Annotated in this window: 20 protein-coding genes, 1 pseudogene and 3 other annotated features; of the genes and pseudogenes, 13 read left to right on the forward strand and 8 right to left on the reverse strand. The window is 36.5% G+C overall.

The genetic code is table 11. The features are described 5' to 3' along the window. Positions 1–81 precede the first annotated feature (81 nt). From CO726_RS32965 to sspI, 5 genes and pseudogenes are all read right to left on the reverse strand, one after another. A pseudogene (locus tag CO726_RS32965) lies at positions 82–324 on the reverse strand (CPBP family intramembrane glutamic endopeptidase); the annotation flags it as partial. A gap of 141 nt (positions 325–465) precedes the next feature. After that, positions 466–1,137 (reverse strand): CPBP family intramembrane glutamic endopeptidase, encoded by a 672-nt coding sequence (locus CO726_RS10910; RefSeq protein WP_099684253.1) that lies wholly within the window; start codon positions 1,135–1,137, stop codon positions 466–468. A 266-nt stretch (positions 1,138–1,403) separates the two neighbouring features. Beyond that, entirely contained in the window at positions 1,404–2,117 is a 714-nt protein-coding gene (locus CO726_RS10915) for a CPBP family intramembrane glutamic endopeptidase (protein WP_099684254.1), read from the reverse strand. A gap of 139 nt (positions 2,118–2,256) precedes the next feature. Then, on the reverse strand, positions 2,257–2,814 hold the full coding sequence (locus CO726_RS10920) for an HD domain-containing protein (protein ID WP_098760114.1): 558 nt from the start codon (positions 2,812–2,814) through the stop codon (positions 2,257–2,259). A gap of 309 nt (positions 2,815–3,123) precedes the next feature. Further along, complete coding sequence (gene sspI, locus CO726_RS10925) at positions 3,124–3,333, reverse strand: small acid-soluble spore protein SspI (protein ID WP_000009513.1); 210 nt, start codon at positions 3,331–3,333, stop codon at positions 3,124–3,126. An 82-nt stretch (positions 3,334–3,415) separates the two neighbouring features. Here sspI and CO726_RS10930 point away from each other — a divergent pair, with 82 nt between their 5' ends. The 5 genes from CO726_RS10930 to CO726_RS10950 all read left to right on the forward strand — a co-directional run bounded on the left by CO726_RS10930 (position 3,416) and on the right by CO726_RS10950 (position 10,083). Then, on the forward strand, positions 3,416–4,213 hold the full coding sequence (locus CO726_RS10930) for a TrmH family RNA methyltransferase (RefSeq protein WP_136699549.1): 798 nt from the start codon (positions 3,416–3,418) through the stop codon (positions 4,211–4,213). A 48-nt stretch (positions 4,214–4,261) separates the two neighbouring features. Further along, positions 4,262–4,490: a binding site (T-box leader), on the forward strand. Between the two features lie 43 nt (positions 4,491–4,533). After that, the gene (pheS, locus tag CO726_RS10935; protein WP_000388219.1) at positions 4,534–5,568 is read left to right on the forward strand and encodes a phenylalanine--tRNA ligase subunit alpha; all 1,035 of its coding nucleotides are present in this window, start codon (positions 4,534–4,536) and stop codon (positions 5,566–5,568) included. A gap of 18 nt (positions 5,569–5,586) precedes the next feature. Then, positions 5,587–8,007 (forward strand): phenylalanine--tRNA ligase subunit beta, encoded by a 2,421-nt coding sequence (gene pheT / locus CO726_RS10940; protein ID WP_099684256.1) that lies wholly within the window; start codon positions 5,587–5,589, stop codon positions 8,005–8,007. 153 nt (positions 8,008–8,160) lie between these two features. After that, positions 8,161–8,412 (forward strand) — a binding site (T-box leader). 52 nt (positions 8,413–8,464) lie between these two features. Further along, positions 8,465–9,856 carry an asparagine--tRNA ligase gene (gene asnS / locus CO726_RS10945; RefSeq protein WP_099684257.1) on the forward strand — a complete coding sequence of 464 codons (1,392 nt, stop codon included), beginning with the start codon at positions 8,465–8,467 and terminating at the stop codon, positions 9,854–9,856. A gap of 92 nt (positions 9,857–9,948) precedes the next feature. After that, positions 9,949–10,083 (forward strand): YuzL family protein, encoded by a 135-nt coding sequence (locus CO726_RS10950; protein ID WP_000039594.1) that lies wholly within the window; start codon positions 9,949–9,951, stop codon positions 10,081–10,083. Positions 10,084–10,125: 42 nt separating this feature from the next. On the opposite strand, the gene CO726_RS10955 is transcribed toward CO726_RS10950, so the two are convergent. The 3 genes from CO726_RS10955 to rnhC all read right to left on the reverse strand — a co-directional run bounded on the left by CO726_RS10955 (position 10,126) and on the right by rnhC (position 11,696). After that, on the reverse strand, positions 10,126–10,377 hold the full coding sequence (locus CO726_RS10955) for a hypothetical protein (RefSeq protein ID WP_099684258.1): 252 nt from the start codon (positions 10,375–10,377) through the stop codon (positions 10,126–10,128). Beyond that, positions 10,374–10,643 (reverse strand): hypothetical protein, encoded by a 270-nt coding sequence (locus tag CO726_RS10960; protein WP_099684259.1) that lies wholly within the window; start codon positions 10,641–10,643, stop codon positions 10,374–10,376. Before CO726_RS10960 ends, CO726_RS10955 begins: the two co-directional genes overlap by 4 nt. A gap of 117 nt (positions 10,644–10,760) precedes the next feature. Further along, positions 10,761–11,696, reverse strand: a complete 936-nt coding sequence (rnhC, locus tag CO726_RS10965) for a ribonuclease HIII (RefSeq protein WP_099684260.1) — start codon at positions 11,694–11,696, stop codon at positions 10,761–10,763. A gap of 124 nt (positions 11,697–11,820) precedes the next feature. Between rnhC and zapA the strand changes: the two genes are divergently transcribed. The 8 genes from zapA to CO726_RS11010 all read left to right on the forward strand — a co-directional run bounded on the left by zapA (position 11,821) and on the right by CO726_RS11010 (position 23,433). Then, entirely contained in the window at positions 11,821–12,090 is a 270-nt protein-coding gene (zapA, locus tag CO726_RS10970; RefSeq protein ID WP_000082701.1) for a cell division protein ZapA, read from the forward strand. A 1-nt stretch (position 12,091) separates the two neighbouring features. Next, positions 12,092–12,631 carry a CvpA family protein gene (locus CO726_RS10975; RefSeq protein WP_098760104.1) on the forward strand — a complete coding sequence of 180 codons (540 nt, stop codon included), beginning with the start codon at positions 12,092–12,094 and terminating at the stop codon, positions 12,629–12,631. Positions 12,632–12,686: 55 nt separating this feature from the next. Beyond that, complete coding sequence (gene polX, locus CO726_RS10980; RefSeq protein ID WP_000867537.1) at positions 12,687–14,405, forward strand: DNA polymerase/3'-5' exonuclease PolX; 1,719 nt, start codon at positions 12,687–12,689, stop codon at positions 14,403–14,405. 19 nt (positions 14,406–14,424) lie between these two features. Further along, complete coding sequence (locus tag CO726_RS10985; RefSeq protein WP_099684261.1) at positions 14,425–16,785, forward strand: endonuclease MutS2; 2,361 nt, start codon at positions 14,425–14,427, stop codon at positions 16,783–16,785. Between the two features lie 196 nt (positions 16,786–16,981). Beyond that, positions 16,982–17,671 carry a 23S rRNA pseudouridine(2604) synthase RluF gene (locus CO726_RS10995; protein ID WP_099684262.1) on the forward strand — a complete coding sequence of 230 codons (690 nt, stop codon included), beginning with the start codon at positions 16,982–16,984 and terminating at the stop codon, positions 17,669–17,671. A 108-nt stretch (positions 17,672–17,779) separates the two neighbouring features. Further along, positions 17,780–18,031, forward strand: a binding site (T-box leader). A 117-nt stretch (positions 18,032–18,148) separates the two neighbouring features. Continuing rightward, a complete protein-coding gene (brnQ6, locus tag CO726_RS11000) occupies positions 18,149–19,474 on the forward strand; it encodes a branched-chain amino acid transport system II carrier protein BrnQ6 (RefSeq protein WP_099684263.1) in 1,326 nt (441 codons plus the stop codon). 451 nt (positions 19,475–19,925) lie between these two features. Then, positions 19,926–20,636, forward strand: coding sequence for a heme uptake protein IsdC (gene isdC / locus CO726_RS11005; RefSeq protein ID WP_099684264.1), 711 nt, complete (start codon positions 19,926–19,928; stop codon positions 20,634–20,636). Between the two features lie 49 nt (positions 20,637–20,685). Further along, on the forward strand, positions 20,686–23,433 hold the full coding sequence (locus CO726_RS11010; RefSeq protein ID WP_136699570.1) for an NEAT domain-containing protein: 2,748 nt from the start codon (positions 20,686–20,688) through the stop codon (positions 23,431–23,433). Position 23,434: the final 1 nt, after the last annotated feature.

A 23,434-nucleotide genomic window follows, 5' to 3' on the forward strand; every position in this document is an offset into this window, starting at 1 on the left:
TTCTATGTAATGAGTTATATTTTACTACATAAGGTTTATCTTGGATATTGTTAATAAATATGTATAATTTGATAGAAATGAGAAGTTAAATATAAAGAACATTAGAATAGTCAGCTTTAGTGCAGTACCTGTCGTATCTATAATAGATTCACATAAGGCGATTTGTGATTTATCTGCAAATAAACTTTTATAAATTATTAGTGGGAGTATAAGGAACCCAGTTATAAAACCAGTGCCCCAAAATGCAAATAGAGTAGAGGGAATAAACTGTCTCCATGACATGGATGTTTTTTGCGTATCTGAAAACTTTGCAGTGGATTGCATATGAAAAAAACTTCTTTTTTATTTATATATTGATTTTTATTTTTTGATAGTAAAAGGTGGAATGGGGATGTCACTAATAAATTTAATTTTTAAGTAAGAAATGATCAGTGGCGGATAAAGAATCCACCACTGATGGAAGTTTTATAATAAAGCAATGGTATTATTTAGCATGTGTAATAAAATAGCTGGAATAATAGAATTTGTTTTTTTACATAAAATAGCCATAAATAGACCTAGGATGAACATACTAAACATCACACCAGTTGAGTACATATGACCTATTCCGAAGAGAAAGCTAGACCCAAGTGCAGCAATCCAAAAAGGAAAGCGCTGTTGTAGGAAGTGAAGAATAATACCACGGAATATAAGTTCTTCAAAAATAGGTACAAATATAGCGGTACCAAGTAGCAGTACTAGTTTGTATTGTTTTAACATGTCTAGGTTTAAAGCGGATGACTGTTCTTTTACCGCATCAGGAAAAAGATTATTAATTATAAATATGTCACTAACAATATGTAGTCCGTAGAAAAGAATGATATAGATGTATGTGCTTACTTTTTTTAATGCTGTAAAGTTTAGAGTTGGGACAATTAAATTTCTTAACGGTTTATATGCATAAATTAAAATTAATAAAATGCATAATACAAATAAATGCCTTCCAAAAGTAGTAAGTGATTTTGCTAAAGTAATTTGTTTTGGATCAGTTAGACCTTCTGTATAAATAACGGTAGGAAGGCCTATAAAGAGATCGGCTAGAAATCCTGTTCCCCAAATCGCAAAAACGAGCGAAAATAGAAATTGTGAGAGTGACATAGAATGTTTTTGTGGGTAAGTTAGTTGCGTGGCTTGTATAATAGTGAATCACCTATCCTTGTTTATTTAATAGTCGTATATAAAGATTATGGAATGTTTGTACAAAAAAGTCATCATTGTAGTAAAAAAGATATGTTGAAGCTACTATTTACAGATAGTAATAATTTTATATTGATGTTCTGTACAAACGGTTTGTCTAAAAGTGTTAACGGAAGAGTTTATAATTGTGATAAAAGAGTAAAGAGAGGTATTGTAATACCTCTTTCTTAAGGTAAAAAAGCGATTATGTTAGTCAAAATGTGTAATAGTATAGCTGGTATAATAGATTTAGTTTGTTTGTACAATAGACAAGCGAAAATTCCAGTCACAAATGCACTAAACATAACTCCCACAGAGTACGTATGAGCAATACCGAAAATTAAACTTGAGAGGATTACAGCTGGCCAAAAGGTAAACTTCTCTTCGAAAAAACGAAGAAGAATACCTCTGCATACAAGCTCTTCAAAAATAGGTGCCAAAATTCCACCAGCTAGAAGTAAGAGAAGTGGATAGTGCTCTAGTGTTGAAAGTTGTAATGCATCAGACTGTTCTTGTACGGATGAAGGGAATAATTTATCTAGCACAAACATATCTACAAACAAGGTGATTACATAATAAATAAGAACATAGATGTACATCCGAAAAGATTTTAAAACTCGAAAATTGAATATAGGTAATACTAGTTCTTTCAGTGGTTTATATTTCGTGATAAATATGATTAGTAAAAGTAAGGCGACTAATTCATAACTTACATTTTCTATAGAATCAAGCAAAAATTTATTTGTATCTGGGTTAATGTATCGATATAACTCAATAGGTAAAAATGTAAGAATTATATTTATTAATGAGAGACATGGAAAGAGAATGAATAAAACTCCAAGAAATTGTCCCCATGACATAGAGTATTTCTGTTCATTAGAAAGTTGTGTAGCGGCTTGCATTTATAAAATCACCTCTTTATATTTGTATATTTAATTATAAAGTATTCTATTGTCGAATGTAACATTTAAATATTACATATAAAGGTTTATTTTCCATAAAATAATAAAAGAGGTATCACCCTATAGTGATGCCTCTTTCTCATTGATAACTATGTTCTGCCTTGTTATTCGATTTTGATTGCTCTATTTGTAATTCACGCTCTACCAATCGATCTAACTGCTGAATAGCTTTTAATGCTTTTTCATAAGAAATTGTTCTATAATGGTGCGCTCCGCCCGGTTCTTCATCTGCTTCATCTGCCCATTTAATGATGTTTTGAAGAGATGTTCTTTCGATTTCTTGCTGTAATAAGAAAGAATCTGTATGAAGAAGAATTGCGATAGAAATTTCTTTTGCTAGTTTAGGGTGCTCTCCTAATCTAATAAGCAATTTATGAGCTCTTTCTGCTCCTTTAATTGCGTGTATATCATTCTTTTTATATAAATCATAGTCCCATTCGCCACCTGTGTACCACGTATGATGTCCGATATCATGAAGGAAACCGGCTTTTGTCGCAGCATCGACTGAGGCGTGATGCTTTTTAGCTAAGTGAAACGCATGGTAAGCGACAGCAATCGCGTGGACCATCCCAGAACGATTTACGTATTTTTGTGTAATATGGTGTTTAAAAATTTGTTCAAGCGTAATACGGTGCATAAAACATTCACTCCTTTTTATCCCGCTTTAACGGGCAGTAAGATTCCTACTTCAAAATTCGGCGAATACGAGGAAGTTAGGTGGGGAATCAACTGCCCGTAAAAGCCCGATTGGTTCAACTAATAATTAGTGTGGGGGGACACCGCCCACTGATTAAAGTTTCACTTTATCTAATGGTGTCTATAAAGAAAATCGATCGGTTTAAATGTATTTTGAACATTGTACTCCATCGAGTAGCGTTAGTAAAGTAGAAATGTTTAGGAGAAGAAAAAATCACCTTAGCTTATGCGAAGGTGATTTTCAAATTGCTTATTTTTTTAATCCTTGCTCTAGTGTTTCTAACATTTCGTGCTTTTCATTTTCATCAGCGTTTTTCCAAATGACTTCAAATAAAACACCAAGACCTGGTAGCATTTTTTCTTCACCGCTTTGAATTGCATCGACAATTGTTTCTTGCAATTGGTCTTGTGTATTACCAGATACATTTGCTAATACAGCACCGCGTAAATTAAAACTCATTGTTTTCACCTCTTCTTCAGAATTGAAACTGACGTTAGTTTTTGTTCTTTTTTATGTAAATATGTATGAAAAATAGGCTATAATGATAAGACAAGAAGAGAGGGAAATACATATTATGAAAAACATTGATTCAGTACAAAATCCGCGTGTGAAGCAGTGGAAAAAGCTGCAAACGAAAAAAGAGCGCGATAAAAAAGGTTTATTGTTTGTAGAAGGATTCCACTTAGTGGAGGAAGCTTTAAAGGCAGGAATTGTAACGGAACTTATCGTTTCAGATCAGACAGACCTTCCGAAAGATTGGACAGTTAATGATGTGGAAATGTATATCGTACCTGAAGCAATTGTAAAAGTACTTCGTGAAACAGAAACGACGCAAGGTGTATTTGCTGTTTGTGAAAAGCATGAGAAGGAAGTAGCTCTTGCAGATGGGAAGTTTCTTTTATTAGATGGCCTTCAAGACCCGGGCAACTTAGGAACAATTATTCGTACAGCTGATGCAGCTGGTATTCATGCCGTTGTGCTTGGAGAAGGATGCGTTGATGCATATAATAGTAAAGTGCTTCGCTCTACACAAGGTTCTATTTTTCATTTACCAGTTGTAAAAGGTAACTTAGAAGAATGGGTAGACAAGCTAAAAGAAAATAAAGTTCCTGTATATGGAACAGCTCTTGAAAATGGAGTTCCGTATGGTGAAGTAACACCAGCTGGTAGTTTTGCATTAATTGTAGGAAATGAAGGAAGCGGCGTACGCCAAGAAATTCTTGCAAAAACGGATCGAAACTTGTATATTCCGATTTACGGAGGGGCAGAATCATTAAATGTTGCAGTTGCAGCAGGGATTTTAACGTATTATTTGCAAAGCCCAGTTGCGAACAAATAAAAAACTTCTTATAATAAGTTGAAGTATATTATATTAAAAGTTAAATAACGAAAAACGTTGATAGAGAAGAGTAACTTACAAAATCGCCATATAGGGAGAGAATGCCTTAGACTGAAAGCATTCTTATGGTAGACGGAAGTGAATTCACCTCTGGAGTTGACGCCAGGACCATGTGTATGTAAAGGCGTTCCGGTCAGAATTGATCGTTATAACTAATGAGTGGGCAGACTTGTTCTGTCAATTTAGGGTGGTACCGCGAATTTACCTCGTCCCTTTTTGGGAGCGAGGTTTTTTTATTTTTAAAATTAGGAGGGTTCCAAATGGAAGCACGTTTAAAAGAGCTAAAGCAAAAAGCGTTAGAGCTTATTGAAGAAGCGAAAGAGCTAAAAGGCTTAAACGACGTACGCGTAGCGTATTTAGGAAAAAAAGGTCCAATTACAGAAGTATTACGCGGCATGGGAAAATTATCAGCAGAAGAGCGTCCACGTATGGGAGCATTAGTAAATGAAGTACGTGAAGCAATTCAAACGCGTCTAGACGACAAAATCAGTAACTTGGAAAAAGCAGTAATTGAAGCGAAATTAGCTACTGAAACAATTGATGTTACACTACCAGGTCGTCCTGTTGAAACAGGTTGTCACCATCCGTTAACAGCTGTTGTTGAGCAAATTGAAGATGTATTCATCGGTATGGGTTATGAAGTAGCTGAAGGAACAGAAGTAGAAAAAGACTACTACAATTTCGAAGCATTAAACTTACCGAAAGATCACCCAGCGCGTGATATGCAAGATACATTCTACATTACGGAAGAAACGTTACTACGTACACATACCTCTTCTGTGCAAGCACGTACGATGGAAAATAATAAAGAAAAAGGCCCAATTAAAATTATTTGTCCTGGTAAAGTGTATCGCCGCGATGACGATGATGCGACGCATTCGCACCAGTTCATGCAAATTGAAGGTCTTGTAATTGATAAAAACATTCGCATGAGTGATTTAAAAGGTACACTGCAAGTATTCGTGAAAAAGATGTTCGGTGAAGATCGTGAAATCCGTCTTCGTCCAAGTTTCTTCCCATTCACAGAGCCATCTGTAGAGATGGATATTTCTTGTATGATGTGTCACGGCAAAGGTTGCGGCACTTGTAAAGGAACTGGCTGGATCGAAATTTTAGGAGCAGGTATGGTTCACCCGAACGTACTTGAAATGGCTGGTTATGATTCAAAAGAATATCAAGGTTTCGCATTCGGTATGGGCGCAGAGCGTATCGCAATGTTGAAATACGGCGTGGATGACATTCGTCATTTCTATACAAATGATGTACGTTTCTTACAACAATTCAAACGAGCGTAAGGGAAGGAGAGGATAAGTATGTTCGTATCATATCGTTGGTTACAAGAGTATGTAGATATTAAAGATGTAACAGCACAAGAACTAGCAGACAAAATCACGAAAAGTGGTATTGAAGTAGAAGGTGTTGAAGTATTAAATAAAGGTGTAAAAGGTGTTGTAGTTGGTCACGTATTAGAATGTGAAAAACACCCAGAAGCTGATAAATTAAGCAAATGCTTAATCGATATCGGTGAAGAAGAACCAGTTCAAATTATTTGTGGAGCTGCTAACATTGCAAAAGGTTTAAAAGTACCAGTTGCAAAAGTTGGCGCTGTACTTCCTGGTAATTTCAAAATCAAAAAAGCAAAACTACGTGGTGAAGCTTCTCATGGTATGGTTTGTGCTCTTCAAGAGCTTGGCATTGATGGGAAATTAGTTTCAAAAGAATACGCAGATGGTATCTTCATCTTCCCAAGTGACGCTGAAGTTGGTGCAGATGCACTTGAAATTTTAAATTTACATGATGAAGTACTTGAGCTTGGTTTAACACCAAACCGTGCTGATTGCTTAAACATGTTAGGTGTTGCATATGAAGTAGCTGCTATTTATGGACGTGAAGTAAAACTTCCAGCTATCGACTTACAAGAAACTGCAGAAAAAACTTCTGATTACATTTCTGTAAGCGTAGAAGCGAAAGAAGAAAACCCATTATATATTGCAAAAATGGTGAAGAACGTAAAAATTGGTCCATCACCAATGTGGATGCAAACTCGCCTTATGGCAGCTGGCATTCGTCCAATTAGCAACGTAGTTGATATTACAAACTACATTTTAATGGAATACGGTCAACCGTTACATGCATTCGATTACGATAAATTAGGTTCAAAAGAAATCGTTGTTCGTCTTGCAAAAGAAGGCGAAAAAATTGAAACGTTAGATGATCAAGAACGTACATTACAAAGCCACCACCTTGTAATTACAAACGGCACAAAAGCTTTAGCTGTTGCTGGTGTAATGGGCGGAGCGGATTCTGAAGTTACAAATGAGACAGTAAACGTTTTAATTGAATCTGCATACTTCGCAGGTCAAACAGTGCGCCGTACATCAAAAGACTTAGGTCTTCGCAGTGAATCAAGTGCACGTTTCGAAAAAGGAATCGACCCAACACGTACATTTGAAGCAATTCAACATGCAGCTGCTTTAATGGCGAAATACGCTGGCGGAGAAGCGCTTGAAGGTGTAGTAGAAGCTGACAACTTACAAGTACAAGAGCGTACAGTATCTGTTACTGCTGAAAAAGTAAACCGTGTATTAGGTACAAATATTTCTGCAAGTGAAATGGGTACAATGTTCACAAACTTGAAGTTCCCATTCACAGAAGTAGAAGGAACATTCCATGTGAATGTACCAGCACGTCGTCCTGATATTACAATTTCAGAAGACTTAGTAGAAGAAGTGGGCCGCTTATACGGTTATGACCACATTCCAGTTACATTACCTTCTGGAACGATGACACGTGGTAAATTAACATCAGCACAAACAAAGCGTCGTAAAGTACGTCGCTTCTTAGAAGGTGCTGGTTTATATGAAGCAATTACGTATTCATTAACAAGCGCTGACAAAGCGAAACAATATATGGTTGAGCCAAACGAAAAGGCACCTGTAAATCTTGCACTTCCAATGAGTGAAGAACGTAGCCAACTTCGTTTAAGCTTAGTACCACAATTGTTAGAAGCAGTTTCATACAATATTGCACGTAAAAACGATAGTGTTGCTTTATACGAAGTAGGTTCTATCTTCTTGCCAACAGAAGAAGGAGAACTTCCGAAAGAAGAACAACATCTTGCAGGTGTGATGACAGGTCTTGCTCTTCACCATGCATGGCAAGGTGAGAAGAAGGTTGTAGACTTCTTCGTTGTGAAAGGTGTACTAGAGGGACTATTCGACGTACTTGGCGTTTCAAACCAAATCACTTATGCACCAGCAAAACGTGAAGGTATGCACCCAGGTCGTACAGCTGACATCGTATTAGATGGCGAAGTAATTGGTTTCATCGGTCAATTGCACCCAGAAGCAGAAAAACAATTAGATGTGAAAAATACATTCGTATTTGAACTATCTCTTGTAAAAGTATTCGGTACAGACGCAGAAGAGACTTACTACTCAGCAATTCCACGTTTCCCATCTATGACACGTGACATGGCTGTTGTCGTAACGAAAGAAACAAAAGCTGGTGAAATGAAGCAAGTCATTGCTGAAGCTGGCGGAGAACTTCTGAAAGACGTAACGCTATTTGACTTATACGAAGGTGAAAAAATGGAAGAAGGCAAGAAATCACTTGCATTCTCTATGACCTACTTCGATGCAGAACGTACGTTAACAGACGAAGAAGTAACAGAAGCACATAACCGTGTATTAACAACGGTAGAAGAGAAATTTGGTGCGGAGTTACGTAAGTAATAAAAAAATTGCCGGATTCATTCCGGCAATTTTTTTATTGCACAATTGTAGAAAGATGTCGGTAAGTCGATATATTATAAAAATCGCTTATATATTTTTTGACATCTTGCATCTTTCTCTCGAATGTAGTACATTAATTTTAGTTTAACAAAATGAAAGACGATGATAAGGAAAAGTAGTATATACTATAATCCAAAGCGAGTCAGGGACGGTGAGAGCCTGGTGAGGCGGTATATGTGAAGAACACCTTGGAGTTGCTAACCGAAATTGAATCTTGTATTCAAGAGTAGACTTAGACGGGAATCCGGCCTGTTACAAACCGGGAAGTATGTATTACATACGAGGTAAAGTTGGTCTTTATGACAAATTGGGTGGTACCGCGAAGTTTAACCTTTCGTCCCTTTATGGATGAAAGGTTTTTTTGTATTTAAATATATCAGCAAAGGAGAATTTCACTATGGAAAACACATTAGTAAAAAGTCTGTATAGAGATACAGATAAATACGCAGGTCAAACAGTACAAGTATCAGGGTGGATTCGTAACTTACGTGATTCAAAAGCATTTGGTTTCATCGAATTAAACGACGGTAGCTTCTTCAAAAGCGTTCAAATCGTTTTCGATACAGAATTAGATAACTTCAAAGAAATTGCAAAGCTTCCACTTAGCTCTTCAGTTAAAGTAGAAGGAAAAGTAATTGCAACGCCTGGAGCGAAGCAACCATTTGAAATTAAAGCAGAAAAAATTGATATCGAGGGCTTATCAGATTCTGATTACCCACTTCAAAAGAAGCGTCACACGTTTGAATACTTACGTACAATCGCTCACTTACGTCCAAGAACAAATGCATTCTCTGCAACGTTCCGCGTACGTTCTATCGCAGCATTTGCGATTCACCAATTCTTCCAAGAGCGTGGATTTGTACATGTTCACACACCAATCATCACTGGTAGTGATACAGAAGGTGCGGGCGAAATGTTCCGCGTAACAACGCAAGATTTAAATAACGTACCAAAAGGTGAAGACGGAAAAGTTGATGAATCAAAAGATTTCTTCGGTAAAGAAACAAACTTAACAGTAAGTGGACAGCTGAACGCTGAAGCTTATGCATTAGCATTCCGTGATGTATACACATTCGGACCTACATTCCGTGCAGAAAACTCAAACACAACTCGTCACGCTGCTGAGTTCTGGATGGTTGAGCCTGAGATTGCATTTGCTGAATTAGGTGACGTAATGAACCTTACAGAAGATATGCTGAAATATGCAATGAAATACGTATTAGAGCATGCACCAGAAGAAATGGAATTCTTCAACAGCTTCGTTGATAAAACAGTTCTAGAGCGCATGAACAACGTCATCAACTCTGACTTTGGTCGCATCACTTATACAGAAGCAATTAAAGTACTTCAAGAATCAGGTGCTGACTTCAAATACCCAGTAGAATGGGGTATTGACTTACAAACAGAGCACGAAAGATACTTATCAGAAGAAATCTTCAAACGCCCTGTATTCGTAACTGACTATCCGAAAGACATTAAAGCATTCTACATGCGCTTAAATGAAGACGGTAAAACAGTAGCTGCTACTGACCTTCTAGTTCCTGGCATCGGCGAATTAATCGGCGGAAGTCAACGTGAAGAAAGAATGGACGTTTTAGTAGACAGAATTAAAGAATTAGGTATGAACGAAGAGGACTACTGGTGGTACTTAGAGCTTAGAAAATACGGCGGTACAAAACACGCTGGATTCGGTCTAGGTTTCGAGCGCTTCCTAATGTACATCACTGGCATGGCTAACATCCGTGACGTCATTCCATTCCCAAGAACTCCAGGTTCTTCTGAATTCTAAAATATGAAAAAAGCGAGAGGATTTCCTCTCGCTTTTTATTTTGCATAGTTTATTACCTCATAGCAAAAAGTAACGCGAAGGGGTGAATATAAATGAGTAAAAAAGTGAAAAAAGATCATTCAAGATCCAGCCTTGGCTCTCCAGAAGTAGAAGGACAAGGAACGACGACACATGAAACGGGTTCTCATAAAGTATCTTCATCAAATAAGAAGCAGAAACGAAGCTAACATAAAAAAGGGAGAGTCTTGGCGGCTTTCCCTTTTTGTGTATTATATCTTATTATCATTAATCTCTTTTGTAATTTTATCTACATCTTTGTCTAATCGATCTAAATAGAAAAACCACAGTAAACTCATGAACACGTAATAGATGGCCATAACGCCAAGATTATCAGATATGTTTTCGAATGTAGATTTAGTAGTGAAGAAAGCGCCCCAAACAGTAGAAATAATGAAGTAAGAAAGCGGGCCTACGAGGTGTACGAAAACATATAATAACTTTTTCGCTTTTGCAGCGTTCATATGAAATACCTTCTTTTTCTGATCATAAATTCAAGTTCCTCACAGAAGTGTTGTAGTTTTGCTGGATTATGTATTAACAAGCGGGCATCGTGTTTCCCGATAAATCTGCGGATCCGAAAGTTTAATAAGAAAGATCGACCATAACGCTCTATTAAATCGTTGAAGGCTGGTTGTTCACTTAGTAGCTGAATGTTTTCCCTAATTTCGAACTGTCTTTTGTGTGGATCACCTAGTAAGATATTTAGAATCATTTGTAGAAGTAGCAATGGGAATCCTCTCCTTAGTTTGAATAATCTGTATATTTGTATTGTAACAAAAATATAAGGTCTATAGTAGGGTTAAACAAAAAAACAGGAGTTTGTAGGCTCCTGTTTTTGTCGATACTATTTTAATAAGCGAAACGCCTTCTCCTTATTAGCGAAATGGAGTTTCACAAACTCAGGTAATCGTTCTTTACCAAGCTTTTGAATTAATTTAGCAGCGGCGATATCAACTTGTTTACCTGCACCCTTTGGAAGTGGCATACCAGCTTTTTTACTTAGTTCGTCAAACTGTTTTACAAATGAGTAACGAGCTAAAATAGAAGCAGCGGCTACTGCTAAATGGACGCTTTCGCCTTTCGTCGCGAAGTAAACATTTTCACGCTGTACCTGTTTTTGTTTTGCTAAATATTTGTAGTATGTATCAGGTTGTGTGAATTGGTCGATTAAGACGCCTTCAGGTTTTGTAGGTGCAATTTTAGCTAATAAGTTTGTAATAGCTTTATTATGTAGTAAAGCTTTTAACTTACCTTGGTTGTTTCCTTTATCAAATAGCTCGTTATATTTTTCGTTATGAAGGACAAGAGAGCTGTAAGGAACAACGTGTAGAAGTTGTTTTGCAATGGCAGTAATTTGATCGTCATTTAAGTTTTTAGAGTCTTTTACACCAAGTTCTTTTAGTAGTGGAATTTGCTTCGCATCTACATATACAGCAACTACTGTCATCGGTCCGAAGAAATCACCAGTACCAACTTCATCTGACCCTATGATAGACATTGTACCAATCGAAGTAGGCGGTGCATAACGGTGTGAATCGATAGATTTTTTTACAGCTGTTTTCGGTGTTTGATAGACGGTTTGCCAACGAGCAGCTTCTACTTCAGCACGTCCACCTTGGAACATTACTTTTCCGGATTTATACGCTGTAATTGTGCAAGATGGCACCTTTGCCATGAAGATCCCGCCTTGTGGAATTTTCGGGCTAAGCGATTGTTTATATTGTTGTTTCATGTCTTCAATTACTGTAGAATTTGTTTGAATTACGATAGAATTTGACATAATAGTCACCCCTTTTTTTATATTGTTATTTTTATCATATCGGATTGTTCTTTCTGTTTCCATATTATGAAGGTTCATGGTATGATAAACTTTAGGATTCTGTACGTGATTGGAGGCCGGTGAGTTGTCACAACAAAAGGGAAAGAAAAGTCGAATTAATGTAGAAATCTATGGTCAGCAATATTCAGTTGTTGGCGATGAAAGTACAAGTCATATCCGCATGGTAGCAGCGATTGTGGATGATAAAATGCGCGAACTCAATGCCAAGAATCCTTCGCTTGACACGAGTAGACTAGCGGTATTGACGGCGGTAAACGTCATACACGATTACATAAAATTAAAAGAAGAACATGAGAAATTGAAAGAAAGTATGACAAAAAAAGGAATGGAATAACATGATTGATATTATTATCATTTTACTGCTTGTTATGGGATTTTTCCTCGGCTTACGAAGAGGTTTTATTCTGCAACTTGTAAAGTTAACAAGCTTTATTATCGCATACCTTGTTGCATACTGGTACTGTAAAGATTTAGCGCCAGCACTTGCGAAATTCATTCCGTATCCATTTGATAAAAACGTATCTGTTCCAGAATGGATTGATGCAAATAATATTGAAAAAGTATTTTATCAAGCACTTGCGTTTATCGTACTATTTATTATTACAAAAATCGCACTTTCATTACTTGGTAATTTGTTAAATATGTTTGCAGAAATACCGGTTTTAAAGCAAGTTAATGCGTTTGCGGGGGCAATCCTCGGATTTTTAGAAGTGTATATTATTTTGTTTGTTTTAATTATCGTTGGAAATATCCTTCCAATTGAACAACTACAAACACCATTACAAAAATCATCAATTAGCAAAATAATTGTAGACGATACACCGATTCTCTCTGAAAAGGTGAAGGAACTATGGCAGACAGGTAGCAGAGTATAACTTCTCTTTTTTCGGAAAGAGAAGTTTTTTTCTATGAAAGAAAGGCGGGGCAATGATGAAAGTAAATAAAAAACAAGTTATCAAATTATTAGAGACAATCGGGCTTTTTATGGAACTAAAGGGCGCGAATCCATTTAAAATATCTGCATTTCGTAAAGCGGCAGCAGCATTAGAAAGTGACGATCGTAGCCTTTCTGAAATTGAAGATTTCACGAAGATTCCGGGCATTGGAAAAGGAACAGCAGCCGTTATTCAAGAATATATAGAATCGGGAACATCTGAAGTATTACAGGAGCTTGAAAAAGAAGTGCCGAGTAGCTTATTACCGTTATTAAAATTGCCAGGCCTTGGTGGTAAAAAGGTAGCTAAGTTATATAAAGAACTTGGTGTTGTTGATATGGAATCGCTAAAAGCGGTTTGTGAGGAAAATAAAGTACAAGCTTTAGCAGGTTTCGGTAAGAAGACAGAAGAGAAAATATTAGAAGCAATCGATCAAGTAGGATCTCGTCCAGAGCGTTTACCAATCGCGATGGTATTGCCTATTGCCGGGGAAATAGAGGAGAAATTGTCGAATATTGCTGAAGTAATTCGTTTCTCGCGCGCTGGTAGTTTACGCCGTGTTCGTGAAACAGTGAAAGATTTAGACTTTATCATTGCAACGACAGAACCAGCAGCAGTACGTGAGCATTTACTGCAATTCGATAATATGATTGAAGTAATCGCAAGTGGAGATACGAAAGTTTCTGTTCGCCTTCAATATGAATATGATATTTCAATCGATTTCCGTTTAGTAAAACCAGAAGAATTTATTACAACTCTTCACCATTTCACAGGATCAAAAGACCATAACGTGAAAATGCGTCAAATCGCAAAAGATAAAGGCGAGAAAATTAGTGAGTACGGTGTAGAAAACTTAGAAACAGGTGAAGTGAAGACGTTTGAAACAGAAGAGGAGTTCTTTGCTCATTTCGGTCTTCCGTTTATCCCGCCAGAAGTGCGTGAAGATGGAAAAGAAATTGAATTAATTAAAGAGTATCCAAACTTAATTCAGTTTTCCGATATACAAGGTGATTTACATATGCATACAACGTGGAGTGACGGTGCTTTTTCTATTGAAGAAATGGTACAAGCGTGCCGCGCTCGTGGATATAAGTTTATGGCGATTACTGATCACTCACAATACTTGAAAGTAGCGAACGGTTTAACGAAAGAGCGCCTTCGTGAACAAGCGAAAGAAATTGAACGTATGAACGAAAAGTATCCAGACATTACAATTTTACGCGGAATTGAAATGGATATTTTACCGGATGCCTCGCTTGATTTTGATGATGAAGTACTAGCAGAATTAGATTATGTTATTGGAGCGATTCACTCTAGCTTCTCACAAGACCGTGAAACGATTATGAAACGTCTTCGCGCTGCGCTAGAGAATAAGCATGTCACAATGATTGCTCATCCGACAGGACGTCTTCTTGGACGTCGTGAGGGTTATGATGTAGATACAGATTTATTAATTGAACTCGCAAAAGAGACAAATACAGTTTTAGAATTAAATGCGAATCCAAACCGTCTAGATTTAAGCGCGAAATTATTAAAACAAGCACAAGATGCTGGTGTAAAAGTAGCGATTAATACGGATGCTCATACGCTTGAAATGTTAGAAGATATGGAAACAGGTGTAGCAGCGGCACGTAAAGGTTGGATTCAAAAAGATAACGTGATTAACACATGGGATATTGAACGTTTATTAGACTATATTAAACGTAATAAGTAACACAAGGGGGACCTGCAACATGTTAGAAAGAACGTTGCGTGTATTAGAATACAATAAAGTAAAAGAACAATTACTTGAACATACAGCATCTTCACTTGGCCGTGACAAAGTGAAGAATTTAGTACCGAGCACTGATTTTGAAGAAATTGTAGAGATGCAAGATACAACGGATGAAGCAGCGAAAGTCATTCGTTTAAAAGGTAGTGCACCATTAGGTGGTATTACGGATATTCGCTCAAATGTGAAGCGTGCAAAGATTGGAAGTATGTTAAGTCCAAATGAACTACTTGATATTGCTAATACGATGTATGGTAGTCGCAATATGAAACGTTTCATTGAAGATATGGTTGATAATGGTGTCGAGCTTCCGATTTTAGAAACTCATGTCGCTCAAATTGTATCTTTATATGATTTAGAAAAGAAAATTACAAATTGCATCGGTGATGGCGGTGAAGTAGTCGATAGCGCAAGTGATAAACTGCGTGGTATTCGTACTCAAATTCGTACTGCGGAAAGTCGTATTCGTGAAAAGTTAGAAAATATGACGCGTTCTTCAAACGCGCAAAAGATGCTGTCTGACTCGATTGTAACGATTCGTAACGAACGTTACGTAATTCCGGTAAAACAAGAATACCGCGGCGTATATGGCGGTATTGTTCATGATCAATCTGCTTCTGGACAAACGTTATTTATTGAACCGCAAGTCATTGTAGAATTAAATAACGCGCTTCAAGAAGCTCGTGTGAAAGAAAAACAAGAAATCGAACGCATCTTATTGATGTTAACGGAAGAAGTAGCGGTAGAAGCGGATATCGTTTTATCAAACGTAGAAGTAGTTGCGAATCTTGACTTTATCTTTGCGAAAGCCTTTTATGCGAAGCGTATTAAAGCAACGAAGCCAATCGTAAATAACGAGCGCTACATGGATTTAAGACAAGCGCGCCATCCGCTTATTGATCCAGAAATTATCGTGCCAAATAACATTATGTTAGGTAAAGATTTCACGACAATTGTTATTACAGGACCGAATACAGGTGGTAAAACAGTTACGCTGAAAACAGTTGGTATTTGTGTATTAATGGCGCAGTCTGGTCTTCACATTCCAGTAATGGATGAGTCAGAGATTTGTGTATTCAAACATATCTTTGCTGATATCGGTGATGAGCAATCGATTGAACAAAGTTTAAGTACGTTCTCCTCACATATGGTGAACATTGTTGATATTTTAGAAAAAGCTGACTTTGAAAGCTTAGTTTTATTCGATGAATTAGGTGCTGGAACAGACCCGCAAGAAGGGGCTGCACTTGCCATTTCAATTTTAGATGAAGTATGTAATCGCGGTGCTCGTGTTGTTGCTACGACGCATTACCCAGAATTAAAAGCATACGGATATAACCGTGAGCAAGTTATTAATGCGAGCGTTGAGTTTGATGTAAATACATTAAGTCCAACGTATAAATTATTAATCGGTGTACCAGGACGTAGTAATGCCTTTGAAATTTCGAAACGCCTTGGATTATCTGATCGCGTTATTGATCAAGCTCGTAACCACATTAGTACAGATACAAACAAAATTGAAAATATGATTGCGAAGTTAGAGGAAAGCCAGAAGAACGCAGAACGTGACTGGAACGAAGCAGAAGCACTTCGCAAGGAATCTGAAAAACTGCATCGCGAATTACAACGTCAAATCATTGAATTTAACGAAGATCGTGATGAACGATTATTAAAAGCGCAAAAAGAAGGGGAAGAAAAAGTCGAAGCTGCAAAGAAAGAAGCAGAAGGCATTATTCAAGAACTTCGTCAATTGCGTAAAGCACAGCTTGCAAACGTGAAAGATCACGAGCTAATTGAAGCGAAGAGCCGTCTAGAAGGCGCAGCACCAGAGCTTGTGAAGAAACAAAAAGTAAACGTGAAAAACACTGCGCCGAAACAACAGTTGCGTGCAGGTGATGAAGTAAAAGTATTAACGTTCGGTCAAAAAGGTCAATTACTTGAAAGAGTAAGCGATACAGAGTGGAGTGTACAAATCGGTATTCTGAAGATGAAAGTAAAAGAATCTAATATGGAATACATTAACACGCCAAAGCAAACAGAGAAAAAAGCAGTTGCAACAGTAAAAGGTAGAGACTATCACGTTTCATTAGAACTTGATCTTCGTGGTGAACGATTTGAAAATGCAATGGCGCGCGTCGAAAAATACTTAGACGATGCCCAGCTTGCAAGCTACCCTCGTGTATCAATCATTCACGGTAAAGGCACAGGAGCACTTCGCCAAGGTGTTCAAGATTACTTGAAGAAGCATCGCGGTGTGAAAACATTCCGTTACGGTGACATGGGCGAGGGAGGCCTAGGCGTAACAGTTGTCGAATTAAAATAGAAAACAACGAAACAAAAGGGGAAACCATTATATGTTTATGGACAAACTTGCAAAAGTATTGTTAGCTTGTTGCGGAATATTTTTGGTGATTGGGGTTATTTATTTAGTTGTTTTTGCGAAGTAAACGAGCGTCAATCGTGGCAGAGTGATATTGCCATAGATTGACGCTTTTAATCTATACGAAAAGGAATAAGCTATGAAAATCAACCAATACATATGCGAAGCAAAATCCTGCTCAAGACGCGAGACAGATCGTCTTATTAAAGCAGACCGCGTGGCTATTAACGGCGAAATATGTACGCACGGTGCACTCGTAAGCGATGGGGATGTTGTCAAGATTGATGGGCAGGTTATTGCAAAAAAAGAGAAAGAAAAGGTGTATATCGTCTTTCATAAGCCAGTTGGCATTACTTGTACAGCAGCCGATCATATTGAAGGTAATATTATTGACTATATCAATTACCCAGAGCGTATCTTTCCTGTTGGGCGATTGGATAAAGCGTCAGAAGGACTTATTTTATTAACGAATGACGGCGGGATTGCGAATCAAATTTTACACGGTGATCATGAGCATGAGAAAGAATACATTGTTACTGTTGATAAACCTTTTACAGACTGGTTTATTAAGGAGATGTCCAGTGGTGTGAAAATTAAAGATGGCATGACGAAGCCATGTAAAGTGACGAGGGTTGATCAGTCTACATTTCGTATCGTTTTAACGCAAGGAATGAACAGACAGATTCGGAGAATGAGCCGATCTTTCGGGTTTACTGTAACAAAGTTAAAGCGAGAACGCATTATGAATATAGAGCTAGATGATCTTGAAGTGGGAAAATGGCGGAACATTACAGATGAAGAATTAGAAATATTAATAGGACAGCTATAGGGCGGAAAAATTTTCTCCCTATATTTTTTTGTCAGAAAAAATAAAACTATTGATTTTTTAAAAAATAGCCCATATAATAAAAAACAACAAGTTTCGACAAGATATTTTATAAAAGTAATGATGAGGACATGAGTTGTTTTTTACGATTCTCAGAGAGGGAAGCCTTAGGCTGTGAGCTTCCTAATACGGAAAGACAAGCTTACCACCTCTAAACTTCAAGAGTGAACTGCATGATGCATTGTAATTCTTGGCGGATAAAACCGTTATCAATTTACACGAGCTATAAAATGAGCTTATTTTGTTATAAATTCATTTTATTAGAATAAGGGTGGAACCACGATTTCAACACTCGTCCCTTTGTTAGGGACGGGTGTTTTTTGCGTTCTTTTACGGGGAAGTATGCTTGAAAGAGGATATGTGACGGATTTTAATTCAGAATATTTTGTTAATTAATAATTATTTAGGAGGTTAGTAGAAATGAAATCATCTTTAAAGTTTTCTGAGATGTTTGCAATAAGTTTAATGTTATTTGCACTATTTTTCGGTGCAGGTAATATGATTTTCCCACCAGCGTTAGGGCAAGGTGCTGGAACTGATGTATGGATCGCGTTGTTTGGTTTTGTCGTAACAGGTGTTGGATTGCCTTTATTAGGAGTTATCGTTATAGCTCTAAAGGGAGATATTAATGAGCTAGCAGGGCGTGTACACCCTATATTCGCACTAGTTTTTATCACTGCAATTTATTTATGTTTAGGCGTATTCGTAAGTGTTCCACGTACAGGAACTGTTGCTTATGAAATGAGTGTGGCACCATTTTTACCAAGTGAGATAGCTGATCAATCATATCCACTTGTTATTTTTACATTCATTTTCTTTGCCGTAACTTTCTATTTAGCTTTAAACCCATCGAAATTAGTGGGCCGCATCGGTAAAGTATTAACTCCGATTTTATTAGCTGTTATTGCAATTATTGTAGTGAAAGCACTTATTACACCAATTGGAGAATTTGGTGCACCGACAGAAGCATATAGTGCTCCGCTCTTTAAAGGTTTTATTGATGGTTATTTAACTTTAGATGGACTTGCAGCACTTGTTTTCGGAAATGTTGTCATTCATGCTTTAAAAGCAAAAGGTGTTACAAATAAAAACAGCATTGCGAAAGTAACAATTTTTGCAGGATTTATTGCAGCACTTGGTTTACTACTAGTTTACTTGGCGCTTGCTTATCTTGGAGCTTCTAGTGTATCTCTTGGAATGGGAGCAAACGGAGGAATTATTTTAACAAACGTTGTAAATCATTTATTCGGTAGTTACGGAACATTATTACTAGGTATTGCAATTACAGCAGCATGCTTAACAACTTCTGTAGGTATTGTTGCAGCTTGTGGTGATTATTTCTCTTCATTATTACCAAAGCTTTCTTATCAAAAAGTCGTTTTCATTTTCTGTGTATTAGCATTTATGGTAGCGAATCTTGGATTAACTCAGTTAAATGCATTAGCATTACCAATTTTAATTGCAATTTACCCAATCGGTATCGTGCTGATTGTATTATCACTTGTTGAAAACTACGTTCGTCTTCCATTAGCGATGTATGTAGGTGGTATTGTAGGAGCATTTGCAATAAGTTTCTTTGATGGATTACACAATGCAAACCTTCAAATTGCAGCGCTAGCCCCTATTTTAGATAAGATTCCACTATATAGTGTAGGCATTGGTTGGTTAGTTCCAGGCATAATCGGTATAGGATTCGGTTATATAGTTTCTAAGTTTCAAAAGCAGGAAATTGCTGTAGAAAAATAGAGGAAAGAGGCTTTCTATGAAAGAAAGCCTCTTTTTTTGTAGAAAAAGCCGTATATAGAGAAATTTAGATATTAAAAATTTTATACGTAATATAGTTGACAAAAAATTTACGAGTAGGCTAAGATTGACTTAGTTGTGGAAATATTGGAAGGAAAGTGAGGAGTGAAAGGTATAAGGTTTTCTATAACGATATCATTTTTGTAGATAGAGGTGATAGAGTAGGAGAATGGTGAGTTTTATTTTTTTTGAGCTTAATTGAGAATGATAATCATTAAAAGGGATGGGGATTATTTTTAATAATAAGTGAGAATGATAATCAATAACGTTTGTGTTACATAAAGTAATGCGAACTAAATAATAGGTAGAAGAGATTATTTTTTTCTTATAAATTGAGAATAATTATCATTTTCAAAAAGTGAAATAAAAGATAACTAAGGAGGAAACAAGAAAAATGAAAAAGTTTTCTGTATTACCCGCTTTTATTATAACGTTCGTATGTATGCTAACTTTTCTTGTTATGCCATATGGGAAAGCTTCAGCACAACTAGCTGACGGTACTTATGATATTAACTATGTCATTCAAAAAGCGGAAAATGACTCAGCTTCAATGGCAAATGACTATTTTGAAAAGCCAGCAAAATTAGTAGTGAAAAACGGTGAAATGAGAGTACAAGTTCCGATGAATCATAGTGCTTGGATTACAGAATTTAAAGCACCAGAGAACGGGAATTTTGTTGATGCAAAAGTTGTTAGTAAAGATGAATCGGCGGATAAAAGAACAGTAGAGTTTAAGGTAGATGATTTATCTAAGCCGGCAGCTGTAAAAATTCATGTTGTTGTACCAAGTGCAAACTATGACCATCATTACACAATTCGTTTTGCTTTTGATGCAAATGTAAAAGCGGTAGGTGGCGATAACGGCGTGGCTACTACAACAAAAAATAATGATCAAGCGAAAACAGATACACAAGTAAAAGAAGAGAAAACAAAAGTAGAGAGTAAGGAAACAGCTAAAGAAGCGAACAAAGAAACAAAAAATGAAAATGGAAAAGCTGAAAAAACAGATAACCCCAAAACAGGCGATGAAGCACGTATTGGATTGTTTGCAGCGCTAATTCTAATTTCAGGTGTTTTCTTAATCCGTAAAGTACGTCAAAACTAAATAAAGGAGCGGTATTCCATTGAATAAATATTTTAAAATGGTTGTTGCGATGTTTTTAATGGTATTTACATTCGTATCAACATTACAACCCCTTGCGGTTCAAGCTGCTAGTCAACTAGCTGACGGTGAATATTCAATTGGTTTCAAAGTTCTTAAAGACAAATCAGATGAAGAATCTATGATGAATCAATACTCTGTAAGTCCAGGAACTTTAAAAGTGAAGGATGGGAAAAAGAAAGTATTCTTTACGTTAACGCATAGTTCATGGATTACGAAATTTGAAACAGAAAAAGCAGGTCAGCTCGTTGAGACAAATGTAATTAGTGAAGATAAAGAAAAAGATACAAGAGTAGTAGAATTTGATGTAGAAGATGTAGAGAAGATATTAAATGCAAAAGTAAAAGTTGATATTGATGCGTTTAATTATCATCATTACTATGACATTCGTATTTCATTCGACCAAAATAGTATTACACCAATTCATGTAGAAAAACCAGATGAAAAAGAGGACCCAGCTAATAAGCCAGATCCAAATGAAACTACGGATCCAGGTCAGAAGCCCGACCAAAAGCCTGACCCAGATCAACAACCAAATTCTAACACAATTGAAGATGGTGAGTACAGTATTCCTTTCAAAGTATTAAAAGATAAAACAGATGAAGAATCTAAAATGAATAGTTACATGGAAAATCCAGGAGTATTGGAAGTAGAAAATGGTAAGAAAAAAGCAATTGTAACGCTAAAGAGTAGCTCATTAATTAAAAATTTCCAAACAGAAAAAGATGGTGCATTTGTTGATGCAAAAGTAGTGAGTGAAGATAAAGAAAAAGATACAAGAGTAGTAGAGTTTGAAGTAGCTGATTTATCAAAAAAAATAAATACAAAAGTATTTATTGAGATGGCATCAAAAAATTATAAACAAACGCATGACGTACAACTTGTATTTGAACAAGACAAACTTGAACCAATTAAAAGTGAAGATAAACAACCAGGTGGAGACAAACAGCCAGATGGAGACAAACAGCCGGATGGAGATAAACAACCAGATGGAGACAAACAGCCAGATGGAGACAAACAACCGGATGGAGATAAACAGCCGGATGGAGATAAACAACCAGATGGAGACAAACAACCGGATGGAGATAAACAGCCAGATGCTGAAACAATTAAAGATGGTGAATACAGCATCGGTTTTAAAGTGTTAAAAGATAAGACTGAAGAAATTTCAATGATGAACACGTATACAAAGAGTCCAGGTGTGTTAAAGGTGAAAGATGGTAAAAAATACGTATCATTCACATTAACGAATAGCTCATGGATTACAAAGTTTGAATTTGAGAAAAATGGTTCATTTCTTGATGCAAGTGTATTAAGTGAAGATAAGAAAGCTGATACACGCGTAGTGGAAGTAGAAATAGCAGATTTATCGAAAAAATTAAATGCAAAAGTGAAAGTAGATATCGATTCAATGAATTACCATCATTTTTACGATATTCAATTTGCATTTGATAAAGATAGCATTCAGCCGGTAGATAACCAAGGTGGAAATGATAACCAAGGTGGAAATGATAACCAAGGCGGAAACAACAACCAAGGCGGAAACAACAACCAAGGTGGAAATGACAACCAAGGCGGAAATGACAACCAAGACGATAACAAAACAATTGATCCCAATGCTCTTACAGATGGTGAATACAGCATCGACTTTAAAGTTTTAAAAGATAAAACAGAAGAAATTTCAATGATGAACACATATACGAAGAGTCCAGGTGTATTAAAAGTGAAAGATGGTAAGAAATATGTGTCATTCACATTAACAAATAGTTCATGGATTACGAAGTTTGAGTTTGAAAAGAATAGTGCGTTCGTCGATGCAAAAGTATTAGGTACAAATAAAGAGCAAGATACAAGAGTAGTAGAAGTGGAAGTAGATGATTTATCGAAAAAGTTAAATGCAAAAGTGAAAGTGGACATTGATGCGATGAATTATCATCACTTCTATGACATTCAATTTGCATTTGATAAAGGAAGTATTAAAGCTTTAGGTAACCAAGGTGGAAACGACAAGCAAGGTGGAAACGACAAGCAAGGTGGAAACGACAAGCAAGGTGGAAACAACAACCAAGGTGGAAGCAATAACCTAAATGAAAAACCAACAGTGGATCCGAAAAATTTAAAAGATGGTCAGTATGATATTGCTTTTAAAGTGTTAAAAGATAAGACTGAAGAAATTTCAATGATGAATCAATATGTTGTAAGTCCAGCAAGATTAACGGTGAAAGATGGTAAGAAGTATGTTGCAATGACACTAAAAAATAGTGAATGGATTACAAAATTCCAAACAGAAAATAATGGTGGATTTGCAGATGCAAAAGTAGTAAGTGAAGATAAGGCTGCAAATACAAGAGTAGTAGAATTTGAGGTTAATGACTTATTTGCAAAATTAAATGCAAAAGTAAAAGTAGATATCGATTCAATGAACTACCACCACTTCTACGATGTACAAATTCAATTCGATACAAATAACATCGGAGCGGTAGGAACTATTAAAGAGGATCCAAAAAATGATCCGAAAAATCCAGTGACTACACCGAAAGTAGACAATGTAAAAACAGTAAGTACTCCTGATTTTAACCGAAATGCAGATGATAAGAAGAAAAAAGAAGATACAAAAAATGATTCAAAAAAAGAGAAAAACTCAAAAACAGCAGATACAGCACAACTTGGTTTATACATGGTGTTACTGCTAGGTTCACTTGCTTTACTAGTTCGTAAATATAGAGCAGGTAGATTGTAAT

Source organism: Bacillus fungorum, from assembly GCF_002746455.1.
In the GTDB taxonomy this organism is placed as follows: Bacteria; Bacillota; Bacilli; order Bacillales; family Bacillaceae_G; genus Bacillus_A; species Bacillus_A fungorum.